The following is a 22,455-nucleotide window of genomic DNA, read 5'->3' on the forward strand; positions in this document are numbered from 1 at the left end:
TCATTATGCACCTACTTCGCGAGCGGCGCGAAGAATCTCTTCGCGCTGCACGTTGTCGTCGTCCGGTGGTGACTCCCGTTGTGCGGCGGCGTCGATCCGGATGAGGGTTTGCACATCAACCCCCAACGAGACGGCGCGTCGCTTCAAGCGATTCCATCGCAAAATGCGGGTCTTCATTGCACGATGCCCCCCGGCTTGGACAGGATTTCGATAGCGTGTTGGTGGCTGTCGACGAGCTTCGTCAACGTGGCGACTTGATCTGTCAGCGCGCCGATCATCGCCTTCATCTCTGCGTTTTCCCGCTGGGCTAGAACCTGCCCGGTGAGTAGGCGTTCGATGATGGCTGCGCCGCTCGGTGCCTTCTCGAGTTCCTTTGCCATCGCCGCTACTGTTTTTGAAATGTCCTCTTCGGTTTTTTTCATGTGGTCTCCGTCTCCCTGAAAATTGAATGCTTGTGGAAAATCTGCAAAACTCGCGAAAGTTTACGGACTTGTTCCCCGTGGTACGGAGGTCGCTTGCTCAGGTATCCGACGTACCCCTCCCCCCCTACGATGCCCATTCCTCGCGCAGAAACGGCCCGTCCTGCTATCGCTGCGCTTCGGCTCATATGTCGTCACCCTCGGCCAAGTCTTCGTCGAACACGCGCTGTTGTTCTGTTAGCAACAGAGCTTTGAGTTCACGATCCAAGCGATACGACGCGAACAGTTGCTCCAGTTCGTCGCTGGTGTGTTGCGTCTTGTGATAATCCCATGAGCGCAACAGGTCGGCGGCTTCCTCTGGCCTCAGCTTTGCTGCGAGCCGTGCGATTCGTACGTCAATTGGAATATGGGTCGTCATGATTGCACTTATTCCTTTCCATGCAACTGCAACTCGTCAATCAATCTCTGGACACGCCGCTCTGTGTTCGTCATGACCTGCCTTCCTTTGCTGCGCGCATCTGCTCGATGGTGTCTGCCAGTTCGACCAACAGCAGTGAGCGTTGCTCACTTGTTCTGCTAAATAATTCGCGGTGAAGCGCTCGCAGAATGGGTTGGATGGACTTCTTAACATCGAAATTGCGTGCTAGTTTCTTTGGTGGTGACGTCTTACCGACCTGCTTAGCTGCGTCAAGCAGTTTTACTGTTCCCTTCGCTACCTGTTTCAGCAGCGCCGGGTCGGCCTTCTGCACGTTGAGCGCTTGCTGTACCTTGCGCTCTGAGATGTTGAGCTGAGTCGCAATCTGGGTGCGAACCTGTGGTGCGCGTTTAGCCTCTTGAATAGGTTGAGATCGTTCGGTCTCAACCTGTTTTGTCTTGGGCCTGCTACGACCTGCTGACCGTCCACCTTCGATCTGCTTCTGCTTCGCGGCCTCGCGCTCTTCCCATGCCTGAATCTCAACCTGAATGGCAAGCCATTGCTCGGTGGTAAGGTGTCGGCGCGTCCCGTTGATCGACCATATCCAGCGAGCGAGCGTCTGTGGTCCGTGGTATATCGCGCGCCATTCAACACAGTGCGGCTTTACCTTGGCCTGCTGACATGCAAGGATGCGATTCCGTCCGTCAACGAGCTGTCCTTCGTGAACGACGATGGGATGGAGCAGACCGTTGTCTTCAATGTCATCGCGCAGATTCTCAACTTCGTCCCCATCCATCAGCGGGAACATATCGCAGACGGGATGAACGGGCATCCCATACTCATAGTGAATGGCGGTCGTCATGGTTGCGCCTCCTGTGTCGTTGCTTTCCGATGTGCGTCGAGCAGCTTGTTTGCGTATGCAAAAGCCTCCGCCCTGTAAAGCGACCAGTGGAGAATGCCGACGCTGTTCAACACTTTCTCTATCTCGAACGGCTCGCCGCGATCTATCGCGGTCCGTATGGCGCGCTCTACCAGGTCATGCCAGAGTTTTCGGCTGCCGGGTTTGGTGTCGTCTTCATCGAATGTAATCACGCTGCACCTCCGGCATTGCGTTTCATTCTTTGGTCGCTACTTTGGTTGTTGGTGAGTTAGAAGAATGGATACTTGTCGAGGTAGGTGCAAACGAATTGCCCGTTGGGCCAGTTGTCATCGCTAATGAGCCATTCGAAAGTTAGCCGATTTCGTTTGCATAACTCCGACGCCGCCACCTTGCCGACTGCTTCCATGAATCCCTGAGTCGTCATGCCGCCGCCGATGCGTGCTTGTAACTTTGCAACGCGCCGATCCGTCATCCCATGCGCCCGCTTGAATCGCGGGGAAGCCGCATTCCAGAACTCCAGATAGGCGGCAAGCTCCCAGTGGTTGGCATCTTCGAAGCTGTGGCGCATCGGCCTTATAGCTTCACGAAAAGACAGTGAGTCGTCGGCGCTAGCCGACTGAGCCGTAGGCGATAAGTTTTTAAGTACTATCGCCTCCGGCTCACTCGCCGCAAGCGGCGAGGACACCCTGTCTTTTTTTGGTGGTTCTATTGGTGGTTCTATTGGTGGTTCCTGATGGTTAAAAACAATATTGTTAAGCTGTTCAAAATGTCTGATCGAGATGTCGTCAATGTCTGATCGAGATGTCGTCAATGTCTGATCGAGAGGCGTAAATGTCTGATCGAGGTCGGCGTCTCGATAAGACATTGTGTCTGGTGAAGGTTCACGTCGATCAGACATTTTGTCTCCACTTCGATCAGACATTTTGTCTGGTGTGGCGTTTCCACCCAGATTCAGTTTCGCGAGGTTGAGTTTGTAAGTGTGACAGCCATGCTGGCCAGTTCGCGGGAGGATTTCAATCCATCCAGCGCTCTTCAAAGAATCGAGCGCACGCGACACTGTGCGAGTCGTCATACAGGCCTTCGCCGCGAGCGTTGTAGCCGAGGGCCAAGCGACACCCTTGTCATCCGCGTGGTCAGCGATAGCTAAAAGGAGGAGCCGCTCAGATCGCAGCGTGGGACCATGTCGCCATACACGTGACATGATGGCGATGCTCATAACTGACCCACGAGAAGCGAGTGGCGCTGGCGACGTTGTGCTATCTTTACGGCATCCATGATGACGAAAACTCCTTAGGCCTTGCCGGCTTGGTCTCCGGTAAGGCCCTTTATTTTGCGCGCTTATAGGGGGTTCGTTGTGTTGGCCTTTAGCCAGGCGTGGAGCGCAGATCGAGGAATTCTGACCATTCCGGCGTACATGAAAGCCGGGATAACGCCGGTTCTCGCGAGCCGGTAGACCGATGTCGCAGAGCAGTGCATAGTCTTCGCAGCTTGTCCTACCTTCAGGTACTCCTCGACTTCCGGCAGCGGTTCGGGTTCCGTTGGTTGAATTTTTTTCGTCGACATTTCGATCCCTCTCTCTGCGCACATGCTCCACATCCACGCTTTGATAAGCATGACCGCATGAATGTAGAAATCAAAAGGAAGAGTCGAGGAAGAATCGAGGAAGAATAGCGGGTCAAATCAACTAGCTAAGGAGGAGTTCCTCCGCTGTCGTGCCCATCGCTTTTGCGATTTGAACCCATGTAGCTCGCCGCGCCTTCTGGTTGCGCAAGATGGTGCGAAGCGTCCGGCTGCTGATCCCAGCCGCCTCTGCGAACGCTTCCTGATTGAGGGCGTGACGGTGCATATGAGCCACCACGCGAGCTACCGCTGGACCGCTCTTTATGCTTCGGCCTGCCTGATCCGGTGCAACGTTGTGTTTGTAGGGGTCGGAAGAAAGCTTCTGGAGGTTCCAAAGTTGTTGACGGACGAACTCAACTTTATCAACTTCATCGGGCGATCCGCTCCCGCGTTTCCGCATTCACAACCCTCTCGACGATCTCTATTGAAGAGACAGCCAACATATCACGTAGAGGGAGTGATTTAGCCGTTGCTAGAAGATTTCGCCGTTGCTAGAAAAATCCCGAGAAAATAGCCTAAACATGCCAAAATCGAGCAACATGGCAAGCATTAGAAACCGGCCTATGTAGTCATTCTAGTAGTTTTAGCTTTGTTTTCAGTGATTTATGCAGGTTTCTGGCGGAGAGTGGGGGATTCGAACCCCCGATAGAGCTTTTGACCCTATAACGGTTTAGCAAACCGCCGCCTTCAGCCACTCGGCCAACTCTCCGGACACCCTTCGATTTTCCGGGCTTGTGGTCATTATACCGTGCCGGGGGGAAATCCCGTAGCGGAATCAGGGAGGTGGTCGGGTAGATTGATCTCATGGGAGGGATCCGGGTGGGCCTTGCGGTGGCGAGCGGAGCGGGCAGGGCGCGGAAGATGCGGCTGCTGCCGCTGGTCGCGGCGACTTATTTCATGGTGTCGGGGGGGCCGTATGGGTTGGAGGACATCATTGGGATGGCGGGGTATGGGGGCGCTCTGCTGCTGCTGCTTATCGTGCCGCTGTTCTGGAGCCTTCCGACGGCGCTGATGGTGGGGGAGCTGGCCTCGGCGATGCCGCAGGAGGGTGGGTTCTATCAGTGGGTGAAGCGGGCGATGGGGCCGTTCTGGGGGTTCCAGGAGGCGTGGCTGTCGCTGGCGGCGAGCGTCTTCGACATGGCGATCTATCCGACGACGTTCGTGCTGTATCTGTCGCATGTGGCTCCTTCGCTGACGGTGGGGCATAGAGGGTTGCTGTTGAAGCTGGGGATCGTTGCGGTTTCGGCGGTGTGGAACCTTAGGGGTGCCGTATCGGTGGGGGTGGGCTCGGAGAGGATGATGGCGGTGTCGCTGGCTCCGTTCGTGGTGCTCATCGGGGTGGCGGTGTGGGGTGCGGCGCGGCATGGTGTGGCGTTCGGGCCGGGCGGGCCGCCTCCGGAGCGTGATATTGCGGGGGCGCTGCTGGTGACGTTGTGGAATTACATGGGCTGGGACAACGCCTCGACGATTGCGCAGGAGGTGGAGGATCCGCAGAGGAACTATCCGCGCGCGATGTTTACTTCGGCGCTGGCGGTGATGTGTGTTTATACGCTGCCGCTGGCGGCGGTTTGGATGGCTGGGATTCCGGCGGCGCGATTTTCGACGGGGGCGTGGGTGGATGCGGCGATGATGCTGGGTGGTTCGGGGCTGGCGGTGGCGGTGGTGCTTGCGGGGTCGCTCGATGGGCTGGGGACCTTTAATGCTCTGACTCTTTCGCTGACTCGGCTGCCGTATGCGATGGCGGAGGATGGGCTGCTTCCGAAGGTTTTGGCGAAGCGTTGGTCGAACGGGGTGCCTTGGGTGAGTGTGCTGGCTTGCAGCGTGGGGTGGGCGCTGGCGCTGAGCTTTACGTTCGAGCGGCTGATCTCGATCGACCTGGTTCTGTATGGCGGGGCGCTGGTGCTGGAGTTCGTTGCGCTGGTGGTGCTGCGGGTTCGGGAGCCGGGGCTGGTGAGACCGTTCCGGGTTCCGGGTGGGTTGCTTGCGGCCTCCGTGATAGGGTTGGGGCCGGCGGCGCTGATCGGGTTTGCGCTTTGGGCGGCTCGCGGGGAGCGAGTGGCCGGGCTTCCGGCGCTGGGGTTCGCGGCGCTGGTGGCGGCGGCGGGGCCGGTGGTGTATCTGGCGGTGCGGAGGGGTACCCCCTCCCCCCGTACTTAATTGCGCAAAGTATTCAAAAAATTTAAGTTAGCCTAGTACTTCGGTTTGCAATCGGAATCAGAAAGGCCCCGGACTGATCCGGGGCCTTTTGTCCACTCTATTAATTGTAGCGGGTGGAGGGTAATTAATCGGCACTTTATATCTTGTTTGGTTTGATGGAGTTAGGTGGTTTTTGGCCTTGACATCGATTTTGGGGCTTTGCTCGGCATTCGAGTCGCTTCGCTCTGCGGGCTGGCGCCTTCGGCGCGGCGTTGAGATTCGAGGCTCGCGAGCAAAAAGCGGTACCTCAGCGGCTAAAGCCGCATTGAAAAAAAGACACTTGCGGCACGGCTGAAGCCGTGCCCTTAAGCAAGGCGGACTTTTCAGCAGCCTGTGAAGCTGCGCCCTAAGCAAGCCATCTGAGCCTGGGCCTACCTCGGGCACGACAGGCTATATCACGAGGGTGACAAGACCCGTTGCCATGAGTGCCCCTGCCCAGACCAAATCGAAGTTCAACCACGCCTTTCGGAGAAGCGCCAGGCCCAGCTTTCGATAGACTACCCAGGCGAGCAGCCCAGTGACCGCAAGATAGGCAACCGTATGGACACCGACGGCGAGCATTCCCGCTAAGGGACCGGCGATCGGAGATATGGAATGGTGGCCCGCCATTCGCCCCTGTGCTTCAACAGCGTTGTCGCCCAGCAGCACCGGCACCACCATTAATCCGGCGCCGTGCGCAGAGGCCATTAGAAACGACCAGAGGATCAGGTCTCGGAAGCCTACCCGCATGCGGACCCAACGCGGGTGCTGATGCCGCACCAGGCAATAGATTCCAAGACCGACCAGGATTGCGGCGACGAAGTAGCGGATGATGACGAGCGGCAGGACCATGCCGAGAAATGCGGCAGTCAGCACCACGCTGCCGATGGCCACTGCATGGCCGAGCGCAATGGGAACGAGCGACCTGGCTACTGCGCTTCCCTTTTTCTCCTGAATCCCCAACGCTACCGCGAAGAGCCACCCCATCCCAGGATTGATTCCGTGGTAGGCGCCGAGGAGCAGCATCAGCCACAGCACCGTTGGAGTCAGCCCTGCGTGGGTCATGGCGCGTCCGAGTAGCAGTAGGAGTCCGACGAAGCGTCGCCCCCTTCCAGCCGCACCTGGTGTGCGCGTAACCCGTCAAACTCGACAAAGAATTTTTCATCGAGCTTGATTCCGCCCTCTGGGTTTGCATCGACCTTCACCATCCAACTCCGTATACCGTCGGGATAGATCTGCTCGTCCCACGGGGAGTAGAGCGAGTTCGTGAAATAGACGCGCTTGCCGTCGCGGCTGATTTCGACCATCTGTGGACCGCCGTTGAGAGCTTCCGTGGGCTTCTTCGGGTGAGGCGCCCGGCGCACGATGCCACCGAGGTGGATCGAGCCGGCCTTCTTTGGGTTGGCGGGATCGGAGACGTCATACTGGATGAACTCACCTGTCCCCCAGCACGAAACATAGAGGAAGCGGTCGTCGAGGGAGAGGTTGATGTCAGTTACAAATGGCGGCACTGCCTTGAAGCCCTTGAGCAGGGGTGGCAGTTTTTCGGGATCGGCTGGCTCGGCGGGAATTTCGATCACCTTGCGCACTGCCCACTTGCCGTTCTTGCCGCCATTCTCGCGGTACCACATCCAGATAGAGGCGGAAAGATCTTTGAGGGAGACGACGACACCTGCGAATCCGAAGGTCTTGTTGGGATCGTGGGCTGGCCGAAGCTCCAGGACCATCTGTTGCTCCGCTCCCAGGTCGAGTTCCTGGAGGTGGATACGCTTATCCAGGTCCCAGATGTGCAGTTTGTGTCCGTACTTTCCCGCAAGCAGCAACTCCGGGTTGATGCCGTCCTTCACCATATTCGGAGTTCCCCATTCGGAGGTGATCATGGTGTCGTGTCCGAGGTGCCACCAGAAGTCGTAAGCCAGAATCTGAGGGCCCCGATCTTTCTCCCACGCGCCCTTCAGCTCAAACGTATTCGCATCCATGAGGAAGATGCCGCCCGGACCGTCGCCACTGGCAGAACCGAGCGCGCTGCCATAAATGCCGTCGGGGCCACAATGAATGGTGTGTGGCGATGTGTAGCCGGTGTTCTTAATGAACTCTTCCGGTTCGATCACTTTCACGATCTCGAGACGGTTACGACCTGCCTTGGTATCCAGGATGTAAATCCGGGACGATCCGATGCCAGGAACGATCAGGTAACGACGCTCCATATGCGGGTGCGGGTTCTGCGGGCAGAGGCACGCGCTGCACGCGTTCCAGCCGAAGTGATGCAACTCGTTATCGTTACGTTGAAAATCCACCTGATCGACGAGCTGACCATACGTGGTCGAATGCGGATCGACATCGATAACGCCCATGGCGTCGTGTTTTCCATTCTTAACGGCGTTGAGCATAGCGACGTAAGCGATACGTTCCGGCGCGGCCTTCATGGCCATGCCTGGCGAGGGATAAAAGGTTGGATCCGGTGTCAAGGACATATCCATATCCTCCTTTTCCAGAATTTACTGCGAAGATTTGCCCGGCTCAGACAGCGTGACGCAGTTACCAGACCGACAACAACGGGCACGGCAGGAGTCCGGAGAGAACTGTGAGAAGGCCGGGATGACAACGTCTGCCTAGACCCGCGATCCTGTCAGCAGCCGCGGTCCACGTGCGGCTCTTCAGGGCGCTGCAAGCATAACTCGTTTGAGCATCGCGGGGCTACTGGTAGAAGTGATCCAGTGACCGTAGCGCTAAGGTGCTTAGAGGAATCGAGACCCGTGCCTGAACTGTCTCAGAACGGGTAACGCCTCCTTCGAGCGAAGAGTGGGCTTCGTTCGAAGGAGGCGTTTTGTTCGTCTTGAGTACGAAGACGAGGGTTATTTGGAGGCGGTGACGAGCTTCTTTTCGGTTGCGGCCTTGTTGTCGATGAAGCGCTGCTGGGCTTCGAGGACCTTGTTGCGGGCGAAGGAGGCGTCGCGCCAGCCTTTGACTTCGACGCGCTTGCCTTCGAGGTCCTTGTAGATGGAGAAGAAGTGGGTGATCTCCTTGAGCATGTGGGGGTAGATCTCGGAGAAGTTCCAGACGTCCTTGTAGCGGGGGTTTCCCTTGCCGACGGCGAGGACCTTTTCGTCGCCGAGTCCCTGGTCGAGCATCTCGAGCATGCCGATGGGGCGGACCTCCATGACGCAGCCGGGGAAGCTGGGGGCGTCGACGAGGACGAGGACGTCGAGGGGGTCGCCGTCGTCGCCGAGGGTGGAGGGGATGAATCCGTAGTCGCCGGGGTAGTGGACGGGCGAGTAGAGGTTGCGGTCGAGACGGAAGACGTGGAGTTCCTTGTCGTACTCGTACTTGTTGATTCCTTCGTTGGGAATCTCGATGACAGCGTTGATCACCTCGGGCGACTGGGGGCCCACGGGGAGCTCAAGATAGTTCGGCATAGCGTTGGAGTCTCTTCTCGTTGTTGTTGCGAAATGTGTCGCGTCAGCTGGGCCTGGATGGCCGACGTGCGATTTGAGGCGCCGGCCTCTGCATCCGGCTTCGATGCCGACGACCGCACCATGACTATAATCAAACAAGATGAAGGCTCATGTCTATGTCACATTGAAACGGACCGTTCTGGATGCCCAGGGGCAGACGGTGGCGGATGCGCTGCGCAGGATGCAGTATCGCGGAGTGGCCGATGTCCGGCAGGGGAAGTACTTTGTGCTGACGCTGGATGATGGCCTGGAGCGCGCGGAGGCGGAGGCGGAGGTTGCGCGGATCGCACGGGAGGTACTGACGAACCCGGTGATCGAGGAGTGCAGCTTCCGGCTAGAGGACTGAAGACAAGGGCTTTATGTCGTTGAGAGCGCGGGGCGGCTGCGCTTTCCGGCAGGATTGAAGCAAACGAGCCACAGCTTATTGCATCCAAAGGACTACCCGTCACGCAGGCGTTCATGCGGCGCGTGAAGGGTTTTGTTTTGCTGAAGATACTTGCTGGTGCTGATGTTCTGAACGTGCCTTGGGGAGAGCGGTAAGGCGGACAGAGCGGAGGGCAACGGATGCGGACACGGTGGTTGAGGCTGCGGCCATTTCTCCTGATTCTGGTTGCACTTGTGGTGTCGCTGGGTGGGGGCGGGACTGCGAGTGTGAACGCACAGGCGGTTCCGACTGCCGCAAGGAAGGCGGAGCTTTCGACCTTCATGACGTATACGCGCCTTACTCCGGACTACGGCCCGCAGCAGAACAATGGCGTGATGATTGGGGTGGACTGTGCGCTCTTCACGCGCTACCTGCGGTATGTGACGCCGGCGGTGGAGTTTCGCATGAAGTTTGCGAACGGGGACACGGTGGATCAAAAGACATATGGCGGGGGGATCCGGGTGGAGAAGGAGTTTCGCGGCCGCTTTCATCCGTATGCCAATTTTCTGGTCAGCGCGGGGTACATCAACTACAACTTCAAGCCACCGAATATTCTGCCGAATGGGAAGCCGTACACGTCGGATACGTCGGTGGTGTACTCGTACGGCGGGGGACTGGATTTGGATATGACGCCAAACTTCTCGGCGAGGGGGGAGTTTCTGGCAGAAAACTGGAGTCTTGGAGGATATACGCCGACTACGCTGACGCCGACGATGTGGAGTGTGGGCCTGAAGTACCGGATTCCGTTTGGAGTCCGTTCGAGGCGATAGAAGCTGGGCAGGGCGCAGTAGAAGCGGCTGCGCTGTGGTGCTAGGCTCGATGGGGGAGTCCCTGTTGAGCGATCTTGTTTCGGAACGAGCGTTGAATGGTCCGGCGTCGCCGGGCGCGGCGGTGAGCCGCTTTGTGAGGGCGTGTCTGCGGCAGTCCGTGGACCGGACGCCGGTGTGGCTGCTGCGCCAGGCAGGACGCTATATGCCGGAGTATATGGCGGTGCGAAAGCACCACTCGTTGCTGGAGATATGCAGGACTCCGGAGATTGCGGCGGAGGTGACGATCACGGCGGCGGAGCGGCTGGGCGTGGATGCAGCGATCATCTTTGCGGATCTTTTGCTGCCGTTTACGCCGATGGGCGTGGAGTTTGAGTTTCTGGCGGGCGAAGGGCCGGTGGTTCATGCGCCGGTGCGGACGGTGGAGCAGGTTCGCGCGCTGCGGACGGATCGCGTGGAGGAGTTGAGCTACGTGGCCCAGGCGATCGAGCGAGTGGCGAAGCACTTCTCTGCCCCGCGCGCGGACGGGGATCAGCTGGGGATCATCGGGTTCTGCGGAGCTCCGTTTACGCTGGCGAGCTACATGATCGAGGGCGGGTCGTCGCGCAACTACGTTGAGACGAAGCGCATGATGTACGGCGACCGCGAGGCGTGGCCGTTGCTGATGGCGAAGCTTGTCGAGGTGCTGGTTACGTATGCCGCGCAGCAGGTGGAGGCGGGGGCGGACGTGATCCAGATCTTCGACAGCTGGGCAGGCGCGCTGAGCGTGACGGACTATCGCGAGTACTGCCTGGCGCCAACGACGGAGCTGGTGCGGAGGGTGCAGGCTCTGGGTGTTCCGGTGATCTACTTTGGCGTGGACACCGCTTCCCTGCTGCCGGCGATGAGGGAGACGGGAGCGGATGTGATCGGGCTGGACTGGAGGGTCCCGCTGGACGAGGGATGGAAGGCGCTGGGGTATCGTTGCGCGGTGCAGGGGAATCTCGATCCGATTGCGCTGTTTGCTCCGGAGGAGGTGCTGCGGGCGCGGGTTCGCGAGGTGATGGATTCGGCGGCGAAAAGGTTGGGGCACATCTTCAACCTGGGGCATGGGATTGTGCCGGGGACTCCGGTGGAGAGCGTGATTAAAACGGTCGAGTGGGTGAAGGAGTTTGGAGCGCGATGACGACAAGCGCGGTGCTTCTGCTGGCGCATGGGACGCCGAATGTTCTCGGCGAGATGGCGGAGTATCTGAGCAAGGTGACAGGCGGGCGGGCTCTTCCGGATGAGGTGGTTGAGGAGCTGAAGCATCGCTATGCGCAGATCGGGCTGGGCGAGACGCCGGGGGCTGAGGCCCCGCCGCTGACGAGGTGGACGATGGAGCAGGGGCGGCTGCTGGAAGATGCTTTGGGCGGAACGCGCGTGTATGTCGCGATGCGCAACTGGCATCCTTATATTGCTGACGTGGTGGAGCAGATGCGGGCCGATGGCGTGACAGAGGTGAAGGCGATCTGCCTGGCTCCGCAGAACTCGCGGACAAGCGTAGGGCTGTATCGCAGGGCACTGATGTCGGCGGCTACCGGGATGGATGTAGAGTTTGTTGCGGGGTGGGCGGAGCATCCGCTGCTGGCCCAGGCGTTCGCGGAGAAGCTATGGCCGGTGTGGGCCGAGGCTTGCGCGCAGAGCGGGAGGCGCGTGCCGGTGCTGTTTACGGCGCACAGCGTTCCTTGTAGGACGATTATGACGGGCGAGGCTTCGATTGCTGGAGCGCGGCCGGGGACTCCGATGCAGGACACGCCTGATCCTTATCCGGTGGAGGCGAAGCGTACGGCGGCGATGGTCGCGGAGCGCCTGGCGGTGGTGGGGCTAAAAGAGAGCGACTGGTACTTTGCATTTCAGAGCCAGGGTGTGAGCGGCGGACCGTGGATTGGACCGACTGTGGAGGAGACGCTGAAGGGTTTGAAGGCCGAAGGGCATGTGGGCGTGGTGATGCAGCCGATCGGGTTTCTGTGCGATCACGTCGAGATTTTGTACGACATCGATGTCGCGTTCAAGGAGATGGCCCAGGAGATGGGGCTGAGGCTGTGGAGGGCCGAGAGCCTGAACGATTCGCCTGTGTTGACGCGGGCGCTGGCCGATATTGTGCGGAGCGAGGGCGCGACGAAGATCGATCAGCCTGTGACTGCGAGGGCGATGTGAGGCTCGAGCGACTGGAGCTGCGGTGAAACGCGTTGCGATTGTCGGGGGCGGTGTGGCCGGTCTGGCGGCGGCGTACGAGATGGCGCGTGTGGCGGACGGCGGCGGGGAGCGCATGCGGGTCGTGCTGTATGAGGCATCGTCGAGGCTGGGCGGCATTGTGGAGACGGTGCGCGAGGGTGGATTTGTCATCGAGGGCGGACCGGATGGGTGGATGACGGAGAAGCCGTGGGCGCGTGAGCTTGCGGTGCAGCTGGGGCTCGGTGAGGAGCTGATCTACTCGAACGACGAGGGGCGCAGGACGTATGTGCTGCTCGACGGACGGCTGGAGGCGATTCCTGACGGCATGCGGATGATGGTTCCGGCAGATCTTGCGACACTGGACCAGTCGGCGCTGTTCAGCGCGGAGGCGAAGGATGCATTTCGCAATGAGGTGACGCGCGCCGAGGAGCTGCGGGCAGCTGCACCTGCACAGGATGAGAGCGTGGCGGAGTTTGTAGAGAGGCACTTTGGGGATGAGGTGCTTGAGAAGATCGGCGCCCCGCTGCTGAGCGGCGTGTTTGGTGGCGATGTGAGGAAGCTGAGCGTTCGCGCGGTGATGGCGCCGTTTGTGGCGATGGAGCGCGAGCATGGGAGTTTGATCGCAGGCTTGCAGGCGCGGGCGGGTGTGAAGAAGGCTCCGATCTTTACTACGCTCAGGAGCGGGCTGGGGACGCTGATCGACCGCATGGTTGCGGCGATTCCGCAGGCGTGGATTCACCTGGGGGTCGAGGTTGTTTCGATTCGGCGCGATGGCGGCGAGTGGGTGGTGGGGACGAACGTTGGCGAGGAGCGGTTCGATGTAGTGATGATGGCTGCTCCAGTGCATGTTGCGCGCGCGTTGATGGAGCCGTTGGATGCTCGCGCGGCGGAGCTGATGGAGATGGAGGCGAGCTCGGCGGTGGTGGTGGGCTTCGCCTACGACGACGCCGCGCGAGTGCCTGTGCCTGCGGGGTTCGGCTTTCTGGTTCCTGCGGGATCGAACAATCTGCTTCTGGCGTGCACGTTCATGGATCAGAAGTTTGGCGACCGCATTCCGGCAGGTGGGCGGCTGCTGCGCGCCTTCTTCGGCGGAGAGGCTGCGAAGCGGGTGATGCGATGCGGCAACGACGAGACAGCTGCAGTGGCGCGGATGGAGCTGGCACGCATCCTTGGGCCGCTGCCTGAACCGCGCGTGACCGTGGTGCGGCGCTGGCCGCTGTCGCTGCCCCAATATGGCGTGGGACATCTGGAGCGCATGGCGGAGCTGGAGGAGCGCGTGCGAAGGATGGATGGCCTGTGGCTGCTGGGCAATGGCTATCGCGGAGTCGGGCTGCCGGACCTGATTCGCGACGCACGCGAGGCCGTGCGGACGCTAGCGGCGCATACGGTGAGCTCCTTACACTAACCTGCGGCGAGCAGGGCGTCGATCTCGGCGCGGCGGGGCATGGAGGCAGCGGTTCCGGGCCGTGTGACGGAGATGGCGGCGACGGCGCAGGCGAATCGCATGGCCTCGACCGGTTCCCTGCCCTCGGCGAGCGCTACGGCAAGGCCGCCGTTGAAGGCGTCGCCCGCGCCGGTGGTTTCGATCACGGCACCTGCGTCGACCGCGGGGACGTGCGTGGCGAAGTGCCTGTTTTTGATCAGCACGCCCTGAGCGCCAAGCGTGATGGCGACGTTGCGCACGCCTCGCGCGAGGAAGGCGTCGGCAGCGCGGCCCGCGGATGCGAGATTGTTTACCGCGATGCCGGTAAGGGTGGAGGCTTCGGCTTCGTTTGGCGTGAGGTAGTCGCAAAGGGCGAAGAGGGATTCGGGCAGCGGCATGGCGGGAGCGGGATTGAGGACGGTGGTGACGCCGCGTGCGTGCGCGAGGCTGAGGCCGTGCTCAACGACGGAGATGGGGAGCTCAAGCTGGGCGACGAAGACACTGGAGCCGGCGATGCAGTCTGCGGCGCGGTCTACCTCGTCGATGGTGATCTCGAAGCAGGCGCCGGGGACGACGATGATGGCGTTTTCTCCGCGGGCTGCGTCAAGGATGATGGCCGCGGCTCCGGTTGCGTGGGTCGTGCCGGCGATGTGGCGGGCGTCGATGCCTTCGTCGCGGTAGAGGCTGCGGGCCATTTCGCCGAAGGGGTCCTGGCCGAGCTTGGTGATGAAGCTGACGCGGCCACCTGCTCGCGCGGCGGCGACGGCCTGATTGGAGCCTTTGCCGCCGGGACCCATGGCGAAGGAGGCTCCCATGCGGGTCTCACCCCAGGCGGGAAGGGAGTCGACGCGAAATGCGAGGTCAGCGACGTAACTTCCCAGCACGGTGATGCGGCGGTCTGCCACGAACAGTCTCCCACCTGCCAGCATAGCCGACGGCGGGGGGATGAAGCTGCTATCCGCCGAAGTGATAGGTGACGCCGGTGACGATACGGAAGTTGTTCTGGCTGTTGTTGGTTGAGTTGGGGATGCGGGTGTGGACGTAGTCGAACTCGAATGCGTTGATTCCCCACTTGCTGTTGAGACGTGTGCTGACGCCGCCGCCTCCGAGGAAGCCGAGCGACTGGCGATTGATGTCGAAGCGGAAGTTGACGTCTTCCTTGGCGCCTCCGATGAGGGCTTCGCCGAAGGGCGTCCAGCGGGTGTGGTTGCGGTGGGTGTATCGGCCGCCGAAGAAGTAATTGATGATCATGATCTCCTGGGCGGTGCCGTTGACCTGGCTGGCGTGGGCGACGGCGAAGTCGGCAACACCGCTCCATTGACGCGTTATGTTGACGAGGAAGGTGGCGGAGCCGCCGTTCAAGGAGAAGCAGCCGCACTGTCCGGGGGGCGCGTTGGCGTGGACGAAGTTGTAGTTGGCACCGACCTCGAGGCGGGAGATGTTGCCGCCTTCGCCGTGCATGGGCACTGCCTGCCCGTGAAGGGCCCACGGACAGGCAAGCAGCAGAGTAAGTAGAACAGCCTTTTGAAGTTGCATCGCGTTTCTCCTACTGCACAACCAGGGTTGCAGTGGCTGAGTGTTGGATCGTGCCTTCGGTGCCGGTGACGGTCACCGTGTAGGTGGTGGGCTTGAGGGTGAAGTAGCCTCCCGCGCAACCACTGAGCGCGGCGACCGGCAGCAGAGATCCTGCCAGCAGCAGCAGCGTGAGCAGCATGCGCGGCATTCTGCGGCGATAGCGGCGCGCCGTGCCCAGACCAAGCAGGCCGAGCATGCCGAGCGCGATGGTGCCGGTTCCGTGGGAGCCGGAGCTGCGCGGATCGGAGTTGAGCGCCTGCAGCTTGTCGCTGGTCTTAAGGTCGAGGGTAACGGCTGTGCTGCTAGCACCGGAGCCGACCGTTGCGGGCGAGAAGGTGTAGGTCGTCCCCTCAGGCAGGCCAGTAACGGTTAGGTTGACATCGCTGATAAACGTTGTGGTTCCGGTGGGGGCCAGGGTGAACTTGAATGTGGTCCCTTCGCCGGGGAAGACATCCTGCTTCGCCGCGCCGGTGTTGGTGTTGGTGAAGTCGTGGACGACGTTGTTGATGGGGGCCGAGGTGCTGGGGAGGAAGCTGTTATCGCCGGAGTAGACGGCGGTGATGGTGTGTGAGCCGCCGGAGAGCGTGCTGATGGTGAGCGAGGCATTTCCGCCATTGGTGCTGAGCGCGGCGGTGCCGAGCACGGTGGTTCCGTCAAGGAAGGTGACCGTGCCGGTGGGATTCGGCAAGGTGGAGGAGACAGTCGCGATGAAGGTGACGGAACCGTTCACCATCTGCGAGCCTGCGCTCTGAGAGAGGACTGTGGTGGTGGGCAGCTTGCCGATAACCTGAGAGAGCGGTCCGGAGGATGCGGTGGAGTAGGCGGTGTCGCCTCCGTAGGTCGCGGTGATGGTGTGGGTTCCGACGGTGAGGGTTGAGGTGGTGAAGACGGCCACACCGCCGTTGACGGCGCCTGTGCCGAGGACCGACGAGCCGTCATGGAAGGTGACGGTTCCCGTCGCGGCAGTGGCGCTGAGCGTGGCCGTGAAGGTGACGGCCTGGCTGAGCGGAGCCGGGTTGAGCGACGAGGCGATCGTAACCGTCGGGGCGCTCGTCGCGACCGTTACGGTAGTCGCCGGTGAGGTGGCGGCGTTGCTTGATGAGGTCTCAGGGACGGAGGCGGTGATGGGGTTGGAGCCGATGGGGAGGCTCGGGACCGTGATGGTCGCGGTGCCGCCGACGATGGGTGCGGTGCCGATGGGGGTGCCACCGTTCTCGAAGGTGACGGAGCCGGTGGTTCCGGGCGGCACAGACTCGGTGATCGTCACCGGCGTGTTGGGCGTGGGGTTGGGGTTGGAGACCGACGGCGGCGGAAGCACCGGAGTGGTCTTGGTAACGGTCTGGGTGAGCGGCGCGGAGGCTTCCTGGTTGTTGTTGGAGTCGCCGCCATAGGTCGCCACGATGGTGTGGGTTCCGACGGTGAGCGTGCTGGCGGTGACAGCGGCATGGCCGTTGGTCACAGGCGAGGTGCCGAGGACGGTGGCGCCGTCGGTGAAGGTGACGGTTCCGGTTACGCCGGAGGACAAGGTTGCGGTGAAGGTGACGGACTGTCCGTAGGTGGACGGGTTGATGGAAGAGACCAGCGTGACGGTCAGAGTGGATTTCGTGACGGTGACCGTGGTCGCGGGCGAGGTCGCGGGGTTGTTGTTTGCGTCGCCGGGCGTGCTGGCGGTGATGGGGTTGCTGCCGACTGGCAGGTTGGGGACGGTGATGGTGGCTACTCCTCCGATGATGGGAGCAGTTCCGATTGGGGTGCCGCCGTTCTCGAAGGTGATGGAGCCAGTGACTCCGGGAGGCACGGTCTCGGTGATGGTCTCAGGTGTGCCGGAGGGGATGTTGGGGTTGGAGACGACGGGCGGCGGCAGAATGGGCGTCGCCTTGTTGACGATCTGGGTGAGCGGCGCCGAGGTGGCTGCGCCCCAGGTGGCGTCGCCGCTGTAGGCAGCGGTGATGGGGTGGGTTCCGGCGTTGAGCGCGGAGGTGGAGATGGCCGCGGATCCGCCGGAGATGGCGGCGATGCCAAGAACAGTGCCGCCGTCAGAGAAGGTGATGGTTCCGGTTGCCGTGGAGGAGCTGAAGGTCGCGGTGAAGGTGACGGACTGTCCGTAGGTGGACGGGTTGAGTGAGGACGCCACGCTTATGGCAGGAGCAACCTTGGAGACCGTCTGAGTAGTGCTTCCCGTCGCGGGATTGTTATTGCTGTCGCCGCCGTAGCTCGCGGTGATCGGGTTGGTGCCGACAGGAAGAGTCGAGGTGGTAACGGTGACGGTTCCCGCGGCGGAGACGTTTCCGGTGCCGATGGTGGTGCCGCCGGTGGTGATGGTGACGGTGCCGGTGACTCCGGGAGGCAGCGTAGCGGTGATGGTTACGGGGTCACCGTAGTTGCTGGGCCCTGAAGTGGTGACGATGACGGTCGGGGTCGCCTTCGAGACGACCTGGTTGGTCGTTCCAGTAGCGGGGTTGTTGTTGGAGTCGCCGCTGTAGCTGGCGAGGATGGGGTCGGTGCCGACGGGCAGCGTGGAGGTGGTCACGGTAACGATGCCTGCGGCGGAGACGGATCCGCTGCCGATGGGATTACCGTTGCTGGTGATGGTGATGGTGCCGGTGGCTCCCGCGGGAACTGAGGCAGTGATAGTGACGGTCTGGCCCCAGGTGCTGGGCCCGGAGGTGGTGACGGTGATGGTGGGCGTGGCCTTGTTGACGACCTGGGTGAGCGTTGCGGTAGCGGTGTTGTTGTTCGTATCGCCGCTGTACTGCGCCGAGATGTTATTGCTGCCGAGCGGCAACGACGAGGTGGAGACCGTCGCGACGCCGTTGGCGATGGTCGCCGTTCCCAGCGTCGTAGCACCGTTGGTGAACGATACGGTGCCGGTGACGGTGTTGGGGAGCGTGGCCGTCAGGGTTACTGACTGGTTGACCAGCGATGGGTTGGCCGAGGAGGTCAGTGCCATCGACGGCGTTGATTTGTTGACCGCCTGGACGAGCGAGGCGACCGAAGTGTTGTTATTGCCGTCACCGTTGTAGGTGGCGGTGATGGTGGTGTTGCCGACGGCAAGCGAGGAGGTGCTGATGGTGGCTACGCCGTTGGCGATGTTCGAGGTGCCGATTATAGTGGAGCCGCCGGCGGTGAAGGTGACAGTGCCGGTGACACTGGTGGGGAGCGTGTCGGTGAAGGTGACGGAGGCTCCGAAGGCGGAGGGATTGGCCGATGAGGTCAGGGTGGACGACGGGCTCGCCTTGGTGACGGAACGCGTGGTCGAAGCGGATGCTGGGTTGTAGTTGGAGTCACCACCGTAGCTGGCAAGGATCGGGTTGGCGTTTCCGACCGGGAGAGCCGTGGTAGTAATTGACGCCGAGCCGCCGCTGACGGTGGCCGTGCCGAGCGTGATCGCACCGGAGGTGAAGGTTACGGTCCCAGTAGTGCCGGAGGGCAGGGTCGCGGTGATGGTCACCGGGGAGAGATAGGTGCTCTGACCCGCGGTGGAGACCGACATGATCGGGGTGATCTTGTTGACGACCTGCGTGACGGTGGGAGATGTTGCGGTGCTGTGGCTTCCGTCGCCGCCGTAGACGGCTGTGAGCGAGTGCGAGCCTGCGGTGAGGGTTGACGTTGATAGGGACGCGGTCGCGCCAGAGATGGGCGCGGTTCCTAGGGTCGTGCTGCCGTCCTTGAAGGTGACGCTGCCGGTCGCTCCCGAGGGAACGGTTGCCGTGAGGGTGACGGACTGGAGGTAGTCGGAGGGATTGGGACTGCTCGTCAGCAGAACGTTGGAGACGGTGACGCTGATGACGCTGGAGGTGCTGCTGCTGTAGTTCTCATCACCGGGATAGACGGCCTTGAGAGCATTGCTGCCGGCGGGGAGCGCGGTCGTGTTGAGAGTGGCGACGCCGTTGTTGAGGGTGCCGGTTCCGATCTGCGTGGCGCCGCTATAGAACTTTACTGCCTGGCCATCGGTCGTTGTGCTGGGTGGGCCGCTCACGTTGAAGGGGCTGAGCGTCGCGGTGAGGGTGACGGCCTGGCCGGAGAGTGTACCCGAGGCAGGCGAGACATTCAGTGCAAGCGTGGTGGGAACGGGAGCGGCGCGCAAGGCGACCGTGGAGGAGATGCTGGGGAGGAAGACGGCATCGCCGCCGTAGCTTGCGTCCACATCGTGGATGCCGCTGCCGAGTGGGAAGACGGCTACACCGGTGAGTGCGGCGGCATCGGCCGTCTGCTGCACTTCGCTGAGGGCCACGGCGGCTCGCGGGTCGTTCGCGTCGGTGCCGATAAGGTCGGCGTTGCCATCATTGTTGTAATCGCCGGCGTTGACCGCGTAGGTGAGGGAGAAGGCGGTCGAGGCGCTGGTGCCGCCTATAAACGGCTCACTGTAGGGCTGGAACGTGCCGTCGCCGTTGCCGTGATAGACGAGCGCGCCGAAGCTGCCGCCGGCGATGATGTCGGCCTTGCCGTCGCCGTTGACGTCGGTGAGGTGGGGATCGGACGGGATATCGGAGATGTAGGTCGCGGTGGGCTGGAAGGTTCCGTCGCCCTTGCCGATCAGCACGAACATGCTGTTGGTGATGTGCGGGGTGGGCTTGGGACCGCTCAGTGTGACGGTGGAGGAGACGAGGTCGACGATGTTGTCGCCGTTAGTGTCGCCGCTGGTAAGGAATTCGCCGATCTCCGACGCCTTAAGCTGAGTTGTTGGGAAGGTTCCAGTACCGTTGCCGAGCGCGATGTAGAGATCGGAGAGGGTGCTGCCGGATGCCGCGGTCGCGACAGCGTAGCCAAGATCGTCATTGCCATCGCCATTGAAGTCGGCGACGACGATGTCGTTGGCCGCGCTGGGCGTATTGATCGCAGTTACTGGCGCGTGGAAGGTGCCGTCACCATTCCCGAGCAGAACTTTCACATTCTGCTGCAGCTTGTCGGTCACGACCAGATCAAGGATTCCGTCGCCGTTGAAGTCGCCCTTGGCGAGGCCGGCGAGGTCGCCGGTGGCGTAGTAGACCGGGGCACGGAAGGACCCGTTGCCGTTGCCGGTGAGGATGGCGATGCCGCCGTTGTTGCCGTTGGAGCAGCCCAGGGCGACGTCGGTGATGCCGTCGCGGTTGAAGTCAGCTAACTGTATCTTGAGCGTCTTGCCGGTCTGGCAGCCGGCATAGTTCACCTTCGATTGAAAGGTGCCGTCGCCGTCTCCGAGCAGGACAGTGATCACCTGGTCGGCGTCGCCGGTGATGACGTCGAGATTGTTGTCGCCGTCGAGGTACGCAGAGGCGATGGCGACGGTGCGGACGGAGGTGAGACCGTCACCGATGTCGAAGGGCGAGTTAGGGGCCTGGCTGAATGCGTTGCTGAGCACGGGCGCTCCCAGGGCCTGCGTTCCGAGAACATTGTTTCCGGCACTGGTGTCGAGGAAGGAAACGGTGCCGCTAGGGCCTACCTGGACGGAGCCGATTCCGGTGATGGTGGCCGCTAGCGTGTAGCTGCCGACCGAGCCCGAAGAGGCCAGTGCCGCCTTGGAGGCGTAGGTTCCCTGCACGGTATAGCTGACCGTGTTCGAGGTACTGGAGGAGTAGGTATTGTTGGCACGATAGACGGCCTTGTAACTGTGGACACCCTGCGGTCCGCTTCCGATCTTCACCACGGCGGTCGCGCTCGAGGCCGTGAGCTGCACCATACCGAGCAGCGAGGAGTTGTTTTCGCAGAAGGGCGCAGTGGCGTCGCAGAAGAGCACGAGGCCCGAGGTTACGGGCGAGCCACCGGCAGTGACGGTGGCGGTCAGCGTAATCGGGGTCTTGTAGGGAACACTTGTGGACGAGATGCTAAGCGTCGTGGTGGTTGCCGTCGTGGCGAATGCACCAGGAGCGGCAAGCATCGCGGCAAAGAGCAGAAGAAGTTGGAAGGCAGGCTTTCCAATCAATGAAGCATGGGAGGTCTTTGCGGAACGTGGCGACTTTGGGGAGGTCATTCGGGTTCCTTTAAGGCACGGCCGATCTATTTGGTGACGCGTGCTTAAGCTACCCGCCCCTTCTTCGGCACAGGTATTACCCGAAAGTTGCACCATTCGCTTCGCGAAGTGCGGACACTTTGGCAAGGCAAAACGCTGAATTGAGGCGGTGATTCTTGCCGGATGACTGGATTTGTTCCTCTGTCAGGAACAAATTGGATGATTTTTGGCGCCAAAAGTGCTTAGAGGAGAGGAGTGCGCGGCCCGCTCGCCCTGGTCAGGGCAAGCTTGCGGACGCTTCGGTTCAGATCGCTGTCGTGGCGAGGCGACCAGGTGACGACGAAGTCCACGAAGGCGTTCTTCGACGTGAGCGGGCAGAAGGCGAGGTCGCGCGTGCGTAGCTGCTGTTCGTTGAGCGGGAGCAGCGACACGCCCTCGCCGGCCTGCACCATGAGAGCGACGCTCGACCAAACGGTCGAGATACTGGCGATCCGGGGGGAGAAGCCCGCCTCCGAGCAAAGCTCGATGACCTTGTCGAAGACGGCAGGAGAGGTCTCGCGTGAGGACAGGACGAAGGGTTCGCCCGCGAGGTCTCGAAGATCGATGGGCCCGGGAACGGCGGGATGGTTCTTCGGCAGCATCGCGAAGATCGGGTCATGGCGGATCAGTTCCGAGACCAGATCGGTGCGAAACTCCGGCTCGATCCTGCGGGTAAAGCCGACGTCGATGTCGCCCTTGACGAGCGCCTGCCACTGCCGCGTCGAGGTCATCTCGACGAGGGAAAGTTGCACGCCGGGATGCTGCTTCCGGAAGGAGCGGATGAGCCGCGGGAAGTTGACGCCGACGCTGCCGGCAAAGAAACCGATGCGCAGCGAGCCGATCTCTCCGCGGTTCGCCCGTCTGGCGACTTCGATGGCCCGCTCCGCGCCTGCGAGGACGCGCCGCGCTTCCTCAACGAAGTGCTCGCCGGCTGGCGTGAGGCTGGTCTTTCTGGACGATCGCGTGAACAGAGGAACGCCAATTTCATACTCCAGATCCGACAGTTGCTCGCTGATGGCCGACTGGGCGACGTGCAGACGCCGCGCGGCAGCGCTGAAACTGCCATGCTCTGCCACGGCGATGAGATAGCGAAGATGACGCAGTTCCATGAGGCTAGGATATCGGTTTTTCCGATGGA

Annotated in this window: 21 protein-coding genes and 1 tRNA gene; 6 read left to right on the top strand and 16 right to left on the bottom strand. The window is 61.5% G+C overall.

The features are described from left to right. Positions 1-3: 3 nt before the first annotated feature. The 9 genes from Q363_RS40135 to Q363_RS04250 all read right to left on the bottom strand — a co-directional run bounded on the left by Q363_RS40135 (position 4) and on the right by Q363_RS04250 (position 4,043). On the bottom strand, positions 4-177 hold the full coding sequence (locus Q363_RS40135) for a hypothetical protein (RefSeq protein ID WP_157466527.1): 174 nt from the start codon (positions 175-177) through the stop codon (positions 4-6). Then, positions 174-422: a hypothetical protein gene (locus tag Q363_RS04215; RefSeq protein ID WP_035348082.1), complete on the bottom strand. Its 249-nt coding sequence runs from the start codon at positions 420-422 to the stop codon at positions 174-176. The genes Q363_RS40135 and Q363_RS04215 overlap by 4 nt, the downstream gene beginning before the upstream one ends. A 181-nt stretch (positions 423-603) precedes the next feature. After that, the gene (locus Q363_RS04220; RefSeq protein WP_035348083.1) at positions 604-837 is read right to left on the bottom strand and encodes a hypothetical protein; all 234 of its coding nucleotides are present in this window, start codon (positions 835-837) and stop codon (positions 604-606) included. A 70-nt stretch (positions 838-907) separates the two neighbouring features. Further along, positions 908-1,696, bottom strand: coding sequence for a ParB N-terminal domain-containing protein (locus Q363_RS04225; protein ID WP_035348085.1), 789 nt, complete (start codon positions 1,694-1,696; stop codon positions 908-910). Then, complete coding sequence (locus Q363_RS42640; protein ID WP_035348086.1) at positions 1,693-1,926, bottom strand: hypothetical protein; 234 nt, start codon at positions 1,924-1,926, stop codon at positions 1,693-1,695. Before Q363_RS42640 ends, Q363_RS04225 begins: the two co-directional genes overlap by 4 nt. A 56-nt stretch (positions 1,927-1,982) precedes the next feature. Then, positions 1,983-2,930 (bottom strand): helix-turn-helix domain-containing protein, encoded by a 948-nt coding sequence (locus Q363_RS37815; protein ID WP_084079985.1) that lies wholly within the window; start codon positions 2,928-2,930, stop codon positions 1,983-1,985. Between the two features lie 122 nt (positions 2,931-3,052). Further along, entirely contained in the window at positions 3,053-3,328 is a 276-nt protein-coding gene (locus Q363_RS46085) for a helix-turn-helix domain-containing protein (protein WP_035348089.1), read from the bottom strand. A 70-nt stretch (positions 3,329-3,398) separates the two neighbouring features. Then, positions 3,399-3,734, bottom strand: coding sequence for a helix-turn-helix domain-containing protein (locus tag Q363_RS04245; RefSeq protein ID WP_035348090.1), 336 nt, complete (start codon positions 3,732-3,734; stop codon positions 3,399-3,401). 216 nt (positions 3,735-3,950) lie between these two features. After that, positions 3,951-4,043 (bottom strand) — tRNA-Ser (locus Q363_RS04250). A gap of 95 nt (positions 4,044-4,138) precedes the next feature. Here Q363_RS04250 and Q363_RS04255 point away from each other — a divergent pair. Further along, entirely contained in the window at positions 4,139-5,491 is a 1,353-nt protein-coding gene (locus Q363_RS04255) for an APC family permease (protein WP_245632027.1), read from the top strand. Between the two features lie 429 nt (positions 5,492-5,920). On the opposite strand, the gene Q363_RS04260 is transcribed toward Q363_RS04255, so the two are convergent. The 3 genes from Q363_RS04260 to Q363_RS04270 all read right to left on the bottom strand — a co-directional run bounded on the left by Q363_RS04260 (position 5,921) and on the right by Q363_RS04270 (position 8,925). Beyond that, on the bottom strand, positions 5,921-6,574 hold the full coding sequence (locus Q363_RS04260; RefSeq protein ID WP_035348092.1) for a hypothetical protein: 654 nt from the start codon (positions 6,572-6,574) through the stop codon (positions 5,921-5,923). Continuing rightward, on the bottom strand, positions 6,571-7,983 hold the full coding sequence (locus tag Q363_RS04265) for a selenium-binding protein SBP56-related protein (protein WP_035348093.1): 1,413 nt from the start codon (positions 7,981-7,983) through the stop codon (positions 6,571-6,573). The genes Q363_RS04260 and Q363_RS04265 overlap by 4 nt, the downstream gene beginning before the upstream one ends. Positions 7,984-8,364: 381 nt before the next feature. After that, positions 8,365-8,925, bottom strand: a complete 561-nt coding sequence (locus Q363_RS04270; RefSeq protein ID WP_035348094.1) for an inorganic diphosphatase — start codon at positions 8,923-8,925, stop codon at positions 8,365-8,367. A 139-nt stretch (positions 8,926-9,064) separates the two neighbouring features. On the opposite strand from Q363_RS04270, the gene purS reads away from it, so the two are divergent. The 5 genes from purS (at position 9,065) to hemG (ending at position 13,756) form a co-directional block, all read left to right on the top strand. Beyond that, positions 9,065-9,310 (top strand): phosphoribosylformylglycinamidine synthase subunit PurS, encoded by a 246-nt coding sequence (gene purS, locus Q363_RS04275; protein ID WP_035348096.1) that lies wholly within the window; start codon positions 9,065-9,067, stop codon positions 9,308-9,310. 218 nt (positions 9,311-9,528) lie between these two features. Further along, positions 9,529-10,158: an outer membrane protein gene (locus Q363_RS04280; protein WP_035348097.1), complete on the top strand. Its 630-nt coding sequence runs from the start codon at positions 9,529-9,531 to the stop codon at positions 10,156-10,158. A gap of 64 nt (positions 10,159-10,222) precedes the next feature. Beyond that, positions 10,223-11,320, top strand: a complete 1,098-nt coding sequence (hemE, locus tag Q363_RS04285) for a uroporphyrinogen decarboxylase (RefSeq protein ID WP_245632028.1) — start codon at positions 10,223-10,225, stop codon at positions 11,318-11,320. Next, positions 11,317-12,333 carry a ferrochelatase gene (locus Q363_RS04290; protein WP_035348100.1) on the top strand — a complete coding sequence of 339 codons (1,017 nt, stop codon included), beginning with the start codon at positions 11,317-11,319 and terminating at the stop codon, positions 12,331-12,333. Before hemE ends, Q363_RS04290 begins: the two co-directional genes overlap by 4 nt. Before the next feature lie 22 nt (positions 12,334-12,355). Beyond that, positions 12,356-13,756: a protoporphyrinogen oxidase gene (hemG, locus tag Q363_RS04295; protein WP_035348102.1), complete on the top strand. Its 1,401-nt coding sequence runs from the start codon at positions 12,356-12,358 to the stop codon at positions 13,754-13,756. Here hemG and rbsK read toward each other — a convergent pair. The 4 genes from rbsK to Q363_RS04315 all read right to left on the bottom strand — a co-directional run bounded on the left by rbsK (position 13,753) and on the right by Q363_RS04315 (position 22,426). After that, on the bottom strand, positions 13,753-14,679 hold the full coding sequence (rbsK, locus tag Q363_RS04300; RefSeq protein WP_035348297.1) for a ribokinase: 927 nt from the start codon (positions 14,677-14,679) through the stop codon (positions 13,753-13,755). The two genes, hemG and rbsK, sit on opposite strands and share 4 nt — an antisense overlap. Before the next feature lie 49 nt (positions 14,680-14,728). Continuing rightward, the gene (locus tag Q363_RS04305) at positions 14,729-15,310 is read right to left on the bottom strand and encodes an outer membrane beta-barrel protein (RefSeq protein WP_035348104.1); all 582 of its coding nucleotides are present in this window, start codon (positions 15,308-15,310) and stop codon (positions 14,729-14,731) included. Positions 15,311-15,320: 10 nt separating this feature from the next. Next, entirely contained in the window at positions 15,321-21,299 is a 5,979-nt protein-coding gene (locus Q363_RS04310) for an Ig-like domain repeat protein (RefSeq protein WP_035348106.1), read from the bottom strand. A gap of 221 nt (positions 21,300-21,520) precedes the next feature. Beyond that, entirely contained in the window at positions 21,521-22,426 is a 906-nt protein-coding gene (locus tag Q363_RS04315) for a LysR family transcriptional regulator (RefSeq protein WP_035348108.1), read from the bottom strand. Between the last annotated feature and the right edge of the window lie 29 nt (positions 22,427-22,455).

Source organism: Edaphobacter aggregans DSM 19364, assembly GCF_000745965.1.
Lineage (GTDB): Bacteria > Acidobacteriota > Terriglobia > Terriglobales > Acidobacteriaceae > Edaphobacter > Edaphobacter aggregans.